At 64.4% G+C, this 15,194-nt stretch carries 13 protein-coding genes and 1 pseudogene; 10 read left to right on the top strand and 4 right to left on the bottom strand.

Annotated elements, in window-relative coordinates; genetic code table 11:
* Position 1 precedes the first annotated feature (1 nt).
* Both VHC04_RS06230 and VHC04_RS06225 read left to right on the top strand, forming a co-directional pair.
* On the top strand, positions 2–901 hold the full coding sequence (locus VHC04_RS06230; RefSeq protein ID WP_325679133.1) for a cytochrome c oxidase assembly protein: 900 nt from the start codon (positions 2–4) through the stop codon (positions 899–901).
* Entirely contained in the window at positions 894–1,319 is a 426-nt protein-coding gene (locus VHC04_RS06225; protein WP_325679131.1) for a c-type cytochrome, read from the top strand. The genes VHC04_RS06230 and VHC04_RS06225 overlap by 8 nt, the downstream gene beginning before the upstream one ends.
* A gap of 6 nt (positions 1,320–1,325) precedes the next feature.
* Here the strand turns inward: VHC04_RS06225 and VHC04_RS06220 are convergent, their stop codons facing one another.
* The 4 genes and pseudogenes from VHC04_RS06220 to VHC04_RS06205 form a co-directional block, all read right to left on the bottom strand.
* A complete protein-coding gene (locus tag VHC04_RS06220; protein ID WP_325679129.1) occupies positions 1,326–2,258 on the bottom strand; it encodes a c-type cytochrome in 933 nt (310 codons plus the stop codon).
* A 21-nt stretch (positions 2,259–2,279) separates the two neighbouring features.
* Positions 2,280–3,134 (bottom strand): SDR family oxidoreductase, encoded by an 855-nt coding sequence (locus VHC04_RS06215; RefSeq protein ID WP_325679127.1) that lies wholly within the window; start codon positions 3,132–3,134, stop codon positions 2,280–2,282.
* Between the two features lie 32 nt (positions 3,135–3,166).
* Positions 3,167–3,945 (bottom strand): annotated as a pseudogene (locus VHC04_RS06210) (SDR family NAD(P)-dependent oxidoreductase).
* Between the two features lie 23 nt (positions 3,946–3,968).
* On the bottom strand, positions 3,969–5,138 hold the full coding sequence (locus VHC04_RS06205; protein WP_325679125.1) for a zinc-dependent alcohol dehydrogenase: 1,170 nt from the start codon (positions 5,136–5,138) through the stop codon (positions 3,969–3,971).
* A gap of 325 nt (positions 5,139–5,463) precedes the next feature.
* Between VHC04_RS06205 and VHC04_RS06200 the strand changes: the two genes are divergently transcribed.
* The 8 genes from VHC04_RS06200 to VHC04_RS06165 all read left to right on the top strand — a co-directional run bounded on the left by VHC04_RS06200 (position 5,464) and on the right by VHC04_RS06165 (position 15,189).
* A complete protein-coding gene (locus VHC04_RS06200; protein WP_325679123.1) occupies positions 5,464–6,567 on the top strand; it encodes an NAD-dependent epimerase/dehydratase family protein in 1,104 nt (367 codons plus the stop codon).
* Positions 6,564–8,591 carry an NAD-dependent epimerase/dehydratase family protein gene (locus VHC04_RS06195; protein WP_325679121.1) on the top strand — a complete coding sequence of 676 codons (2,028 nt, stop codon included), beginning with the start codon at positions 6,564–6,566 and terminating at the stop codon, positions 8,589–8,591. The genes VHC04_RS06200 and VHC04_RS06195 overlap by 4 nt, the downstream gene beginning before the upstream one ends.
* Positions 8,588–9,880 (top strand): TIGR04295 family B12-binding domain-containing radical SAM protein, encoded by a 1,293-nt coding sequence (locus VHC04_RS06190; RefSeq protein WP_325679119.1) that lies wholly within the window; start codon positions 8,588–8,590, stop codon positions 9,878–9,880. Before VHC04_RS06195 ends, VHC04_RS06190 begins: the two co-directional genes overlap by 4 nt.
* An 11-nt stretch (positions 9,881–9,891) precedes the next feature.
* A complete protein-coding gene (locus tag VHC04_RS06185; protein WP_325679117.1) occupies positions 9,892–10,974 on the top strand; it encodes a glycosyltransferase family 4 protein in 1,083 nt (360 codons plus the stop codon).
* A gap of 2 nt (positions 10,975–10,976) precedes the next feature.
* On the top strand, positions 10,977–12,101 hold the full coding sequence (locus VHC04_RS06180; RefSeq protein ID WP_325679116.1) for a CgeB family protein: 1,125 nt from the start codon (positions 10,977–10,979) through the stop codon (positions 12,099–12,101).
* Positions 12,098–13,192 carry a CgeB family protein gene (locus tag VHC04_RS06175; RefSeq protein ID WP_325679114.1) on the top strand — a complete coding sequence of 365 codons (1,095 nt, stop codon included), beginning with the start codon at positions 12,098–12,100 and terminating at the stop codon, positions 13,190–13,192. Before VHC04_RS06180 ends, VHC04_RS06175 begins: the two co-directional genes overlap by 4 nt.
* Before the next feature lie 2 nt (positions 13,193–13,194).
* Complete coding sequence (locus VHC04_RS06170; protein WP_325679112.1) at positions 13,195–14,301, top strand: CgeB family protein; 1,107 nt, start codon at positions 13,195–13,197, stop codon at positions 14,299–14,301.
* 126 nt (positions 14,302–14,427) lie between these two features.
* Positions 14,428–15,189: a TIGR04290 family methyltransferase gene (locus tag VHC04_RS06165; protein ID WP_325679110.1), complete on the top strand. Its 762-nt coding sequence runs from the start codon at positions 14,428–14,430 to the stop codon at positions 15,187–15,189.
* Positions 15,190–15,194 lie beyond the last annotated feature (5 nt).

Below are 15,194 nucleotides of genomic sequence, written 5' to 3'. Positions count from 1 at the left end.
CATGGCCCTTCTCGCGACCCTGCTGCTTCCATTCGGCGGGCCCTCGGCGGCGCTGGCGCATGGCGTGGCCGCGGGTGCCGAACGGGACCTGAGATGGACGCTCGACCCCTGGGTCATCGTGCCGCTCGTGCTCTCCGCCGGGCTGTACGCGCTGGGTGTAAAGACGCTATGGGGACGGGCGGGGTGGGGACGCGGCATCTCGCCGCGGCAGTGCGGTCTCTACGTGGCTGGCTGGATGATCCTGGCGGCCGCGCTGATCTCGCCGCTGCACGAACTCGGCGAGCACCTCTTCACGGCACACATGGTGGAGCACGAGCTGGTGATGGCGGCGGCCGCGCCACTGCTCGTGCTGGCGCGGCCGCTTGGTGCGTTCCTCTGGGCGCTGCCGCAGGCTCTGCGCCATGGCGTTGCGCGCGCTTGTTGCCGGCCGATGTCACGGCGGACATGGCGTGCTTTGACCGCTCCGATGGCGGCGACCGTTGCGCACGGCGTGGCTATCTGGGTCTGGCATGTGCCTTCGCTGTTCGATGCCGCCGTCGCCGACGTCACGCTGCACCGGCTACAGCATCTGAGCTTCCTCGTGACGGCCCTGCTGTTCTGGTGGGCGATGGTCCGGCGGACCGTACCCGGTGCGGCGGTGCTGCACCTGTTTGCCACGATGGCACACATGACCATGTTGGGCGCGCTCATCGCGCTCGCGCCGCATCCGCTCTATCTGCGCCAGACGGCCGGGGCGGCGATTTGCGGCCTGACACCGCTGGAGGATCAGCAACTCGCCGGGCTGGTGATGTGGGTGCCTGCCGGAACCGTCTATGCGGGCGCGGCTCTCGCCTTCGCGACGCTATGGATCCGCCGTTCCGGCGAAAGGGCGCGGGCCGTCGGCGCGGTGCCACTTGGTTGAGCCGACCGCCCGTCTGGCGCCGTCGCCGGCGATCTTGCTGGGTGCGCTCGCGCTTCTTGCCGCCGGGACCATCGGGCTGTTGGCGACGCGCGCGTGGCTCTCCGCCCAGGAGGGGATGGCCGTGGCGCGGGCGTTGACCGGCGGTGATCCCGCCCGAGCGCCGGCGCTGCTCAACCGCTATGGCTGCGGCGGCTGCCACACGATCCCGGGCATGGCTGGCGCGGATGGCCAGGTGGGACCGGTCCTGCGCACACTCCGCCAGCGCGTATATATCGCTGGTAGCCTGCCAAACACGGCGCCCAATTTGGTCGCTTTCCTTGTCGATCCGCAGCGCTTCCGCCCGCGTTCCGCGATGCCGGTGACCGGCATTTCCGCAGACGAAGCGCGCGATGTGGCGGCGTGGCTGTATGCCCGGTGAGGACCTTCACCACCCGCTGGCGGCGTCGGACGAGCGGCGCGGCGGCAAAGAAAGTACATAGGCGGCAATGGCGATGCGATCCTGCTCTGGCAGGGCCGCCATGTTCGTGACGACATCCGCCATCGATGAACCGACGCGGCGCAGGCCGGGTGTATGGCCATCGGTCAGCACCTGAAGCAGGTCGTCCGCCGACCACCCGCGCAGGCCCGCCTGCGTGATGTTTGGCGCATAGCCCACGCCACCTTGCTCCTGACCGCCGGCGAAGCGGCTGCTCTCATTGATCGCGCCGAGCATGTTGCGCGCGGAATGGCACTCCGCGCAGTGGGCGAGGGCGGTGACAAGGTAGTGGCCGCGGTTCCACGCACTATTCCGACCAGGCTCGTCCTTGACGAGGCTCCGGTCGAGGTAGAACAGTTTCCAAAGTCCAACAAAGCGGCGGATGGTGAGCGGGAAGGGCAGGTCGTGCGGCGGCGGCTTCCCGGCAACGGGAGGCAGCGTGCGCAGATAGGCCATCAGGTCGCGCACGTCCTCCGGCCGCATATGGGCGTAGCTGGTATAGGGTAGCGCGGGATACAGGTGACTGCCGTCTGGCCTGACGCCACTCATCAGCGCATTGGCGAGGTCGACGGTACGCCAGTTGCCGATCCCGTCGCGCGGGTCTGGAGAAATGTTTGGCGGGTGGAACACACCAAACGGTGACTCGAGCGCCATGCCGCCGCCGAGGCGAAGCCGGTCCGGCTGGCCGGGCGAAGCGTGGCAGGAGGCGCATTGTCCGGCGTCGAATACCAGTTTGCCGCGCACCGGATCACCCGGCCCGGCCAGCTTCGGTGCGTTCCCGGCGAAAGCCGGACGCGGCATCGTCAATATCCACGCTCCGGCGCCTGCCGTCGCGGCGAGCACGGCCGCCGCTGCTCCGAGAATGATGGTCACCCGGCGCACGTCGCCCAGCCCCGGCCGGCTTCAGAGCATGGGTCGCCCGCCGGTGACCGGGATCAGTGCCGAGGTCATGTAGCTCGCTTCGTTGGAGGCGAGCAGTACATAAGCGCCGGCTAGTTCGGCGGGTTGCCCAGGACGGCCCATCGGCGTGTTTCGGCCGAATGTCTTGACGGCTTCCGGTGGCATCGTCGACGGGATGAGCGGCGTCCAGATTGGCCCTGGCGCGACCGCATTGACCCGGATGCCTTTTTTCGCAAGTAGCTGCCCCAGCCCGGCCGTGAAGTTGGCGATCGCCCCTTTGGTTGTCGCGTAGGCAAGCAGATGCGGCGAAGGTGAGGTCGCGTTGATCGAACTGGTATTGATAATGGCGGCGCCGGGCCGCATGTGCGGTACCGCCGCCTTGCACAAATAAAACATGGCGTAAATGTTGGTGCGGAACGTGAGATCCCACTCCTCCGCGCTGATATCCTCGATTGATTCGAAGCTCGCCTGATGCGCGGCGTTGTTTACAAGGATGTCGAGGCCGCCAAGTTCGCGCACCGCCCGCTCTATGATGTCGTGGCAGTGGACCTCGCTTTTGATGTCGCCCGATACGAGGATCGCGCGGCGACCCGCTTCCTCGACCCAACGCGCGGTCTCCTTCGCGTCATCGTGTTCATTGAGGTAGGCGATCAGTACATCCGCGCCCTCGCGGGCGAAAGCAATGGCGACGGCGCGGCCGATGCCGGAATCCGCGCCGGTGATGATCGCGCGGCGGCCGGCAAGGCGGCCGGAGCCCTTGTAACTTGTTTCACCGTGATCGGGAGCCGGCATCATGGCCGCCGTGTGGCCGGGTTGCGGCTGCTGCTGCGCCGGCATGGTTTGCTTTTTCTCGCTCACGGCTTGCTTCCTTTCCGATCTCGATGCCGGCGCTATCTGCTCGGCTCCGCCATGCGGCGGTGCGCTTCGGCCAGCATGTCCGACGGTGTGACATGCGCGATGGCTGCTTGCAGTTTGTTTTGCCAGCCGGTCACGACGTCACCCTCGCCGTTCATCATCGCGGCGAAACCCTGATGCGCGACCATCGCCGGATCGTCCTTCTTCTGTTGTCCCACCTTCGTATCCATCATGTCCGCGCGCTCGAAGAACGCCGTCTCGGTCGCGCCGGGCATGAGGCAGGTTACGGTGACGCCGCTGCCGGAAAGCTCGTGGCGCAGCGCGAACGAAAAGTTGTCGAGAAACGCCTTGGTGCCGTTGTAGACGGCCTGGTATGTGCCCGGAAGAAAGCCCGCGATCGAGCCGGTGATGAGGATGCGTCCGCTACCCTGCGCGCGCATGTCACGGCCGATCTTCTGGATCAGCAGGAGCGTGCCGGTGATGTTCGTCTCCACGCCCGCTTCCAGTCGGAGGGCTCCTGGTCGAGAAATCCCCGGCCGAGACCGCGACCAGCATTGGCGAGCAGCGCGGCGACCGGGCGACCCCGCAGCATGCTGCATAGCTTGTCGACGCCAGCCTCGCCGGAGAGATCGGCCATCACGGGCTCCACCGACCCACCATGCGGTCGCAAGCGCTCAGCCGCGGCCTCGATGTCCGGCTCATCGGCGGCTATGATGATATCGTGGCCATGTTCGAGAGATTCCCGCGCAAGCTCATAGCCGATCCCGGTCGACGCGCCGGTTATCACCGCCAGGGGGCGGGCACAATCGGTCATTATCGTGGTCTCCTTCGATGCCGTTACGGCCGCATCATCACCTTGATGCAGCCATCCTGCTTGTCGCGGAATGCCTTGTACATATCGGGACCGTCGCTCAACGCGACTTTGTGCGTGATGACGAAGGACGGATCGATCCTGCCATCCTCGATCAGTTTCAGCAGCTTTGGCAAGTAATGCTGCACCGGTGTCTGCGCCATCCGGAAGGTCAGCCCGCGATTGATCGCACTGCCCATCGGGATCTTGTCGAGGAAGCCGCCATAGACGCCGATGATCGAGACGACGCCGAAATTCCGCGTGTTGTTGATCGCCTGCCGCAGCACGTGCGGCCGATCGGTTCCCGCGAACACCGCGACCTTCGCGCGGTCGATCATGGAATCAAAGCTGGCTGACGTATGAGGTTCGGTTCCCACCGCGTCGATGCAAGCGTCGGCCCCGCGTCCGTGTGTCAGCTCCTGGATGCGCTCATAGACATCCTCTTTCATGAAGTCGATCGTGATGGCACCCGCTTCCTGGGCCATCCGGAGGCGTTCGGATACGGTATCGATCGCGATGACGCGTTCAGCGCCGAGAAGGAAGGCGCTTCGGATGGAGAATTGCGCCACCGGACCGCAGCCGAATACAGCGATGGTCTCACCGCCTTTTATATTGCAGAACTCCGCGCCCATGTAGCCGGTCGGAAAGATGTCGGAGAGGAACAGCACCTGCTCGTCGGTGAGCCCGTCCGGCACCTTGATGGGTCCGATATCGGCAAACGGAACACGCAGGTATTCCGCCTGGCCGCCTGGATAGCCGCCGAGCAGATGTGAGTATCCGAACAGCCCGGCGGGAGAATGAGCCCACAGCTTCATCGCCTTTTCGGCATTCGGATTGGAGCGTTCGCAGCCGGAAAAAAAGCCACGCTGACAGAAGAAGCATTCGCCACAACTGATGGTGAAGGGAACAACGACGCGGTCGCCCTTTTTCAACTTCTTGTTCTCCGACCCTACCTCGACCACTTCGCCCATTGTCTCGTGACCGAGTATGTCACCGCGTTCCATGCTCGGTATCAGACCGTCATAGATGTGCAGGTCACTGCCACAAATGGCACAAGCCGTGACTTTGATGATCGCGTCGCGAGGATGCTTGATGCTCGGATCCGCAACCTGGTCACATCGTATATCGTTCTTACCGTGCCAGGTGAGTGCTTTCACGTTTGTGGCTCCCGCGGATTTCCTCGACCAGAACGCGGCGAGCCAACTCATGTTCCTTCCGGACTAGAAACCACGACGCGCACATTCTATTGAGGGATCGTGCTATTGAGGGATTGGCGGGGGCACGGTTTTACCGCCGCTGCCTCCAGGCGGAGCCGATAGAGGGGCATCGACCACCGCGGTCGGCCCGGCATGCGGAGATTCGCCTGACCGGAACCCGCCGGCATCTTCTTCCTCTTCATCTTCTAAATCTTTGTCTTCATCAATGGGAACCCTCCTTATTGACGCGCGTTGGGTTGCTTGTCCCAAACGATGAGAGGCCCCGATGGCGCGCACTTATCTTGTGACCGGCGGCGCCGGGTTCATCGGCCGGCATCTCGTGCGAGAACTGCTAGACCAGGGTCATCGCGTGCGCGTCCTCGACAGCATGCTGCCGCAAGTCCACGGGACCAATGGAGTCCCTCTTCCCAACGATGTGGGCTTCGTGCGCGGCGATATACGCGACCCGCGGGCCGTCGCGCGTGCCTTGGAAGGCGCCGACGGAGTGTTTCATCTAGCAGCGGAGGTCGGCGTCGGTCAGAGCATGTATGAGATCGCGCGCTATACCGAGGTCAACGACCTCGGCACCGCGGTGCTTTTGGAGCAACTGGCGCGGAAGCCGGTTGAACGTCTCATCGTCGCGTCCTCCATGAGCGTCTATGGTGAAGGCGCTTACCGCGACTCCAAAGGAGCATTGGTTCAGCCGAGGCGGAAGACGATCCGGGGTGACAACGGGTGGGAGCCGCTGGGGCCGGATGACGAAGAGCTCACGCCGGTTCCGGTCGACGAACGAAAGCCTGTTGATCTGGCTTCGATCTATGCGCTAACGAAATACAATCAGGAGCGCGGCTGCCTGATCGTCGGACGCGCTTATGGGATGCAAGTCGCGACCCTGCGTCTGTTCAACGTCTTCGGTCCCGGTCAGGCGCTGGGTAACCCTTATACGGGTGTGTTGGCGAATTTCGGTGCGCGGCTGCTCAACGGCGCCCGCCCACTGGTCTTCGAGGACGGCCGTCAGAAGCGCGATTTCGTGCATGTCCGTGATGTTGCCCGCGCCTTTCGTCTAACCATGGAAAGCGCCTCTCTCGGAGAGGAAGTGATCAATATCGGCAGCGGCCATGCCTACGCCATCGCCGATGTCGCCACGATGCTCGCCCGCGCCATGGGCATGCCGGACAGACAGCCGGAAATACTGGGCAAGGCCCGCGCCGGGGATATCCGCCATTGCTTCGCCGACATCGCCCGTGCCCGCTCCCATCTCGGGTTTGCGCCGCGCTTCCTGCTTGAGGATTCGCTGGATGAGCTGGTCGACTGGATCGTCGCCTCCGAGGCGGAAGATCGCGGCGAGGACGCACGACGGCAACTGGAATTGCGAGGACTGGTGGCATGACGGCGCCGGCACACCCTCGCACGGATTTCGGCTTCGTCGAGTGGTTTCGGCCCGGCGAACAGCTTCGCGTGCAGGCGGCGATGGATGGCATGAGCGAAGCTGGCGCCGTCTACCTGCGCACGCATCTTTCCTGGGCAGAGTATCACGCCCCTGGCGGCGAGGCGTGGTACGACTGGTTGCTTCCGATTTTGGGTGAACGGTTCGATCTGCTGCCCTGCATCCACTACACACCGCCTTCGCTTTCGCGGACAGGCCGGTCCTCCGGTGCTCCCCGACGTCTCAAGGATTACGCCGATTTCGTGGACCACGTGCTCACCCGTTATGGGCGGCACTTCCAATATGTCGAACTGTGGAACGAACCCAATAACCTGCTCGATTGGGACTGGCGCGCCGATCCCGACTGGCGACTGTTCAGCGAAATGATCGGTAACGCCACGTATTGGGTGGAAAGACGGGGGTGGAAGGCTGTACTTGGCGGTCTCTCGCCGTTCGATCCGCACTGGCTGGAGTTGATGGGTCGCAACGGCGTGCTGAGCACGGTCTCGGCCGTGGGCTTTCATGGTTTTCCAGGTACCTGGGATAGCGAGGCTGGTAGCTGGATGGGATATGACCATCATCTGGCAGAACTGCGCGCCGTACTGGACCGCCACCAGCCGGAGGCAGAGGTTTGGGTTACGGAAGCAGGCTATTCTACCTGGCGACATGATGAGGCAGAGCAGGTCGAGCGCTTTCGCGAGGCTCTCACGGCGCCGGCCCAGCGCCTTTACTGGTACTGCTGGCAGGACATCCCACGCAGTGTGGCGGTGCAGGAGGGACGCTATTTCGATCCGCGGCATTATCACCTTGGGGTAACGGACGCGGTGGGCCGGCCGAAATTGCTGCGACGGCTCCTGCGCGGCAACGGCGTGTCGAAGCTCATTGGTCCCAGCCCGCTGGCCGCCCCCGCCGTGAAGCGCAAAAGCGCCCCGTCGCTAATCCTCGGCGGGGCCGGTTTCATTGGCGCCAACCTCGCTGACCGGCTGCTGCACGCGGGGGAAGAGGTGATCATCCTCGACAATCTCAGCCGCGCCGGGGTGGAGCGGAACCTGGCCTGGCTGCGTGGCGCGCATGGTGGGCGGCTGCATGTCGCGAACGGCGATGTGCGCGATGCCGAGGCGATGGATGAACTCGTCGCTGACGCCAGCGGCGTGTTCCACTTCGCCGCCCAGGTCGCGGTGACGTCCAGCCTTGAGGATCCGCGGGAGGATTTCGCGGTGAATACTCAGGGTACCTTGACGGTGCTGGAGGCGATCCGGCGGCGCGCACCGGCCGTGCCAATGCTGTATGCCAGCACGAACAAGGTCTACGGCACGTTGCGAGCGGTGCGAACGATAGCGCAAGCGGGTTGCCACGTGCCGGAATCGACCTGGTTGCAGGAGAACGGCATCGATGAGACCGCGCCGCTCGATTTCTGCACCCCCTATGGCTGCTCCAAAGGTGCGGCCGAGCAATACGTTCTGGATTATGCTCATAGTTTTGGCCTGCGCACCGCCGTCCTGCGCATGAGCTGCATCTACGGACCGCGCCAGTTCGGCACCGAGGATCAAGGCTGGGTCGCGCATTTCCTCATCCGTGCCCTGCGCGGCCAGTCAATAACCATCTACGGAGATGGGCGGCAGGTGCGCGACATTCTCCATGTTCACGACGCCGTCGCAGCCTATCGCGCTGTGCTGGATCAGATCGACACACTCGCCGGCCAGGCATTCAACCTCGGCGGTGGCCCGGCGAACGCAGTCAGCCTGCGCATGGTGCTGGCGCGCATCGCGGCGATGCTGGGTCGCGAGGTCGTGATCGAGGAAGCGCCTTGGCGCATGGGCGACCAGCCCTGGTTTGTTGCGAACACGGCTCGGCTGCGCGCGGCAAGCGATTGGCGCGCCACCATCGGGTGGCGCGAAGGCATGACGGACCTGGCGGCCTGGCTCAGCGCGGATCTTGGCTTGCCCGTCGGCGTACCGGCGCGAAACGAGAGGAGGTTGCGGGCATGAGGCTGGCGCTGATCAATCCGCCCTGGAATTTCGAAGGCAGCATCTATTTCGGATGCCGCGAACCGCATCTACCGCTGGAGCTCGGCTACGCGCAGGCGCTGCTACGGCAGGCCGGGCACGAGACCTTGTTGTGCGACGCGCATCTAACCGGCCAGGGCATGGCAGCGCTCTGTGAGGAAGTGGCAGGCTTCACCCCGGATATCACCGTGGTCACAACCGCCCCCAGCTATCTGTTCTGGCGCTGCGCGCCGCCGGAACTGCGCGTCCCCTCCGATTTTCTGCGCACCCTGGACGGGCGGGGGGGACGCACCGTAGCCATCGGGCCTCATGGTTCCGTCACCCCCGCCGCAACCCTGCGCAAGCTGCGCGTGGACGCGGTGGTGCGCGGCGAATGTGAGGAAGTCCTGGTCGCCCTTGCCGGGACCGATTGGCGAAACGTGACGTCCCTTGGACTGCGCCGCGGTAACGACATTTGCATCACCGGCGGTCCCGCCGCCGGACGCTTCACCGATTTGCCGGCGCTGCATTGGCCGGATGGCTGGATCCAGGCACACCATCACCATCATCATCGCTTTGATTCACCTCAGCATGGTCCGGGCGCCGAGGTCGAGGCATCCCGCGGCTGCCCTTTCGCGTGCAGCTTTTGCGCCAAGATCGACTTTCGCGACCGCTATCGCCGGCGCGACCTCGATACATTGCTTCAGGAGATCGACACGCTGGCGGCGCAAGGCGTGACCTATCTGTACTTCATTGACGAGATCTTCCTGCCACAGGTGCCGTTGCTCAAGGCCCTGGAGGCCCGCCGGCTGCAGTTCGGTATTCAGACACGCATCGATCTTTGGAAGCCGGACCTGTTGCGATTGCTGGGGGCCGCGGGCTGTGTCTCGATCGAGGCCGGGGTGGAGAGCCTGACCGAGGCCGGTCGTGACGAGCTCGCAAAAAACTGCCGGCTGAGCACCGATCAGCTCGCCGCCTTGTTGGTGGAGGCACGACGCCACGTGCCCTTTGTGCAGGCCAACCTGATCGGCATGGAACAGGACGATCCGCGGATGGTCGCGCGATGGCGGGAGCAAATGAACGAGGCGGGTGTCTGGTCGAACGAGCCGGTGCCGCTTTACCCCTATCCCAGCTCACCCAGTTATCGTGCGCGCTGGGGTGAGCCGGACGACCTGGCGTGGGAACGCGCGCATGCGCACTACCTCGCTGCCTTTGATGCTTTCAGCGATATCCAGACGGATCGGCCGCTGCCTCTCGCGCAACTGGAGGCGGCATGTCAGGCCGAGGTCTAGCGCCACGGCGCGTGCTGCTCACGCTCGATGCGGTGGGTGGCATCTGGCATTACGCGCTGGATGTCGCCGCGGCGCTCAGTCAACGGGGAGGAAGTTGCCTGTTGGTCGGGTTCGGCCCTCCACCCGATGCCGTCCAGCGTGCCGCCTGCGAAAACCTGGCAGCCATCGATCTTGCCTGGACCCATCTACCGCTCGACTGGCTGGCGGATGGCGAGGATGCGTTGCACGAGGCCGATGCCGCACTGCTGTCACTGGCACGTGACTGGCAGGCCGAACTGCTGCACCTCAATCTGCCCTCGCAGGCCGCGTGCGTCCCGCTCGGATGGCCCGTGGTCGTCACCAGTCATTCCTGCCTGCCCAGTTGGTGGCGGGCTATGTACGGCACACCCCTGCCTTTGGACTGGCAGTGGCATTGGCAGCGCAATCAGCAGGGTTTGCGGCGCGCGGATGCGATCATGGTGCCCAGCGCGAGTCACGGCGCGGCACTGTGCGCGGTATATGGATCAGTCGCGGGGCTGCGCGTAGTGCCCAATGCCACCCAGCCGGCGTCGCCTCGGGCTGGGCCCCGGATGCCTGTGGTCCTGGCCGCGGGCCGGTGGTGGGATGAAGCGAAGAACGCGGCCGTGCTCGATGCGGCGGCACCAGACATGGCCTGGCCAGTGCTGCTCGCCGGGCCACTCGCTGGCCCCGATGGCAGTCGCGTCGGCCTCGACCATGTCCACACGCTAGGTGCGCTACCGCGGATCGAACTGCTGGCGCTCATGGACCAGGCCGCCATTTTCGCCGCGCCCTCACGCTATGAGCCGTTCGGTCTCGCGGTGCTGGAAGCGGCGCTGCGCGGGGCTGCGTTGGTCTTGGCCGATATTCCCGGTTTTCGCGAGCTCTGGGGCGAGGCCGCTTTATTCGTTGATCCTGGCGATGCAATGAACTGGGCGGCAACCTGCAACAGCCTCGCCACGGACCCGACGCGGCTGGCGATGTGGGCCGACAGGGCTTACCGCCGCGCGCGGCACTTTACGCCGGCGCGTCAGATCAAAGGACTGCTGGCGGCCTATGAGGCGGCATGCCTGGGCGCAGCCGCGGAGCCGGCCTGATCATGCACGTCGTTCTCTACACGCATTCCCTCGTCTCGGACTGGAACCACGGCAACGCGCATTTCCTGCGCGGCGTGCTGACCGAGTTGCAGGCCCGAGGCCATACGACATTGGCGCTGGAGCCGGCGGACGGCTGGAGCCGTACCAATCTGCGCGCCGCGCAAGGCGATGCGGCGATCGAGCGCTTTGCCGCGCGGTTCCCGGACCTGCGCATTCAGACCTATGGGACGGCATTCGACCACGAGAGGGCGTTGGACGGCGCAGACCTGGTAATCGTGCATGAATGGACCGCGCCGGAGCTGGTGGCGTGGCTGGGTGTGCTGCGACGCCGGGGGCATTTCACCTTGCTGTTCCATGACACGCACCACCGTGCCGTCTCTGCCAGCGAAACACTCGCCACATTACCGCTCGAAGACTATGACGGGGTGTTGGCTTTCGGTGATACGTTGCGGCAACGCTATGAACACCAGGGGTGGGGCCGACGTGTCTTTACGTGGCATGAGGCGGCCGATACTCGCGTCTTCTGGCCACGGAGGCAGGATGTCGCGCCTGACGGGTTGATCTGGATCGGCAACTGGGGCGATGGCGAGCGCGCGGAGGAGCTGGATACATTTCTTATTGCTCCGGCTCGGAGTCTTGGCCTTGTCGGACGTGTGCATGGGGTGCGCTACCCGGTGACAGCGCTGGATCAGCTGAATGAGACCCGCTTGCGTTACGCCGGTTGGATTGCCAACGCAGATGTGCCGGAGGCATTCGCCCAGTTTCGTATGACAGTCCATATACCGCGCCGGCCTTATGTGCACGCCCTGCCCGGCATTCCGACCATCCGCATTTTCGAAGCGCTGGCTTGTGGAATCCCCTTGATCAGCGCGCCATGGAACGATGCGGAGGGACTCTTCATCCCCGGCGAGGATTTTCTGTTCGCTCGTGACGGCGCGGAGATGACCCGTCATCTGGCGGCGTTGCGCGCGGATGACGATCTCGCCCGGGCGCTGCGCCGCAACGGACTCACGCGTATTCGATCGCGGCACAGCTGCGCCCATCGGGTCGACGAATTGCTCGCGATCCTGGACCGGCTTGACCGGCCGGTGCCAGGGTCGCGCGATGCGATGGAGGCAACGGCATGAACATCGCCTTCTACGGATCGAGTCTGCTGTCCTCTTATTGGAACGGAGCCGCCACCTATTATCGAGGCCTGTTGCGCGAGCTGGCGGCGTATGGACATGCGACCGTTTTCTATGAACCCGATGCCTTCGATCGCCAGCGCCATCGCGATATCGCGCCACCGGATTGGTGCGCGGTGGTGGTCTATGAGGCCACGGAGGATGGGGTGCGCCAGGTCTTGTCACAGGCAGCCAGGGCGGACGTCGTCATCAAAGCCAGCGGCGTTGGTGTTTTCGATGACGTATTGTTGACCGGTATTCTGGGCCATGCGCGATCCGACGCGCTGCGCATCTTCTGGGATGTCGATGCCCCGGCCACGCTGGCCACCCTGGTCCAGGACGAATCTCATCCGCTTCGCGCCGCCCTGCCGCATCTGGATCTGGTTTTGACCTATGGCGGCGCCGAACCAGTGGCGGCGGCTTATCGGACCCAAGGTGCTGCGCGGTGCGTACCAATCTATAACGCGCTGGATCCCATGACCCACCATCCGGTGCCATTGGATCCGCGTTACCGCGCTGATCTGACTTTCCTCGGCAACCGGCTGCCGGATCGCGAGGCCCGCGTAGACGCGTTGTTCCTGATGGCGGCGCGGTTGCTGCCAACGCAGCGCTTCCTGCTTGGCGGCGCGGGCTGGAACGACAAGCCGGTTCCGCCCAACGTGGTAAAGCTGGGCCACGTGCCGACGGCGGCACACAACGCGCTGAATGTGAGTGCCCGCGCGGTCCTGAATATCAGCCGCGACAGCATGGCGCGTACCGGCTTCAGCCCAGCCACCCGGGTGTTCGAGGCGGCGGGCGCGGGCGCTTGTCTCATCACCGATGCCTGGGAAGGCATCGAGCTGTTCCTGAAGCCGGGCGAGGAGGTTCTCGTGGTACACGGCGCGGCCGATCTGGCCGAGCTTCTGGGCGAGCTGACACCGGAACGCGCGGCCGCGATCGGAGCCGCCGCGCTGCGGCGTCTGCGCGCGGAGCACAGCTATAAGCGGCGTGCGGCGCAGCTTCATGCGTTGCTGCTGCAGGCCATGGCGCGGCGACGGGCGGTGTGTGCGGCATGACAATGCGTTGCGACGATATCGTCGTGCTGGGCCTGTCGCTCAGCTCGTCCTGGGGCAATGGGCACGCGACGACTTGGCGCGCACTCATCCGTGGCCTAGCGGAACTGGGCCAGAAAGTGCTGTTCCTAGAACGAGACCAGCCTTGGTATGCTGCTAATCGGGACCTCCCGGTGCCGGATTTTTGTGAGCTCGGCCTCTATGGTTCGCGTGCCGAATTATATAGCCGCTATGGCAGCCGCATCGCCGAGGCCAGGGCGGTACTATGTGGCTCCTACCTGCCTGAAGGCATCGCGGTCATTGACGACATCCTGGCCCTCGTACGCGGTCCCTGCGGCTTCTACGACATCGATACCCCGGTGACCGTTGCCGCCTTGGCACGAAAAGATTGCGACTACCTGGCAGCCCGACAGATCCGCGCCTTCGATTTTTACCTGTCCTTCACCGGAGGACCGATGCTGGGGCTGCTGTCTGATCGTTATGAGGCCCGCCGACCCGTCGCGTTCCATTGCGCGGTCGATGCCGAGCGCTACCAGCCCGTGGCGGTTCCGCCGCGATGGGATCTTGGCTATCTCGGCACCTTTAGCGCTGACCGCCAGCCGGCATTGGAGCGGCTGCTGCTGGAACCGGCCCGGCGTTTGCCGCAATGCCGATTCGTGGTTGCCGGGCCGCAATATCCTGATGACATCGCCTGGCCGGCGAACGTGACGCGGATCGCCCATGTCGCGCCGGCCGAGCACCCGGCCTTTTATGCTGCGCAACGCTTCACCTTGAACATAACCCGCGCGGACATGATCGCGGCGGGATGGTCTCCAAGTGTCCGCCTGTTCGAGGCGGCCGCCTGCGCCACGCCCATCATCAGCGATGACTGGCCCGGCTTGACCGATCTTCTGCCAGCACCCACGGCGATCCTTATCGCCGAGGACAGCGATGCTGTGACGCACATCTTGCGACATGTTTCCGATACGGCACGGCGGCGCATGGCCGCGGAGGCACGGTCAATCGTGCTGAAGGCGCATACAGGCCAGGCACGTGCGCGGGTGTTGCTACGGTTGTTGGACGCGTTGGCAAGTGCTTCCGTACCCCTCATGCCGGTTTCTTCCGTCCGGTGAGGACACCGGTTGATGCTGAGTCCAGACGGCGTACGGCCTGCTGCGGGTTCTGGATGCTACCATTTACCGCTGGCACTCAGTTTCCTGCGGTTACTGTGCATGCCAGCGCATCTCGCGGATGGTTGAATGCTGAATCTCGTCCTGACCGTGATGTGGGCAGGGAAGGAGGTGAACACAATGGCGGACGGCTCTTCAAGCCTTGAGGCGCGGATTCGCGCACTGGATCCTTGGTTTCATAACATGTGGCTAGGTGGTGTGGAGACGGCGCCGGACCACTTTCTCGGGGACTATCCCGCATTCAAATGGCAGCGGCTCGCCGGCGCACTGCCGGCCGACTTCAGTGGCCGGACCGTGTTGGATATCGGCTGCAACGCAGGCTTTTACAGCCTGGAAATGAAGCGGCGTGGTGCCGAGCGCGTGCTGGGCATCGATTCCGATCCACGTTACCTGCGTCAGGCCGCGTTGGCCGCGGAGATAACGGGGTTGCAGGTCGAACTGCGCGAAATGTCAGTCTACGATGTGGGTCAGCTCGGTGAGAGTTTTGACCTGGTCCTGTTCATGGGTGTGCTGTACCACCTGCGCCATCCGCTTCTCGCGCTCGACCTGATATCCGAACATGCGGTCCGTGACATTCTCGTCTGCCAGTGCCTGCAGCGTGGTGAAAGCGGGCCATTCGAAGCCGCCAAAAATTACCCGTTTCATGAAACCACGCTGTTCCGTCAGGCAGCCGCGCCCCGAATGCAGTTCATCGAGCACAGTTTTGCGGATGATCCGACCAATTGGTGGATTCCAAATGCCGCATGCGTCGCCGCGATGTTGCGGAGCGCGGGATTTAACATAGAGCAGAAGCCGGACGAGGATATCTATATCTGCCGCCGCGCCGCCTGATCGGC

This window comes from Rhodopila sp. (assembly GCF_035548095.1).
Lineage (GTDB): Bacteria > Pseudomonadota > Alphaproteobacteria > Acetobacterales > Acetobacteraceae > Rhodopila.
This window is presented reverse-complemented; position numbering and strand designations above follow the sequence as displayed.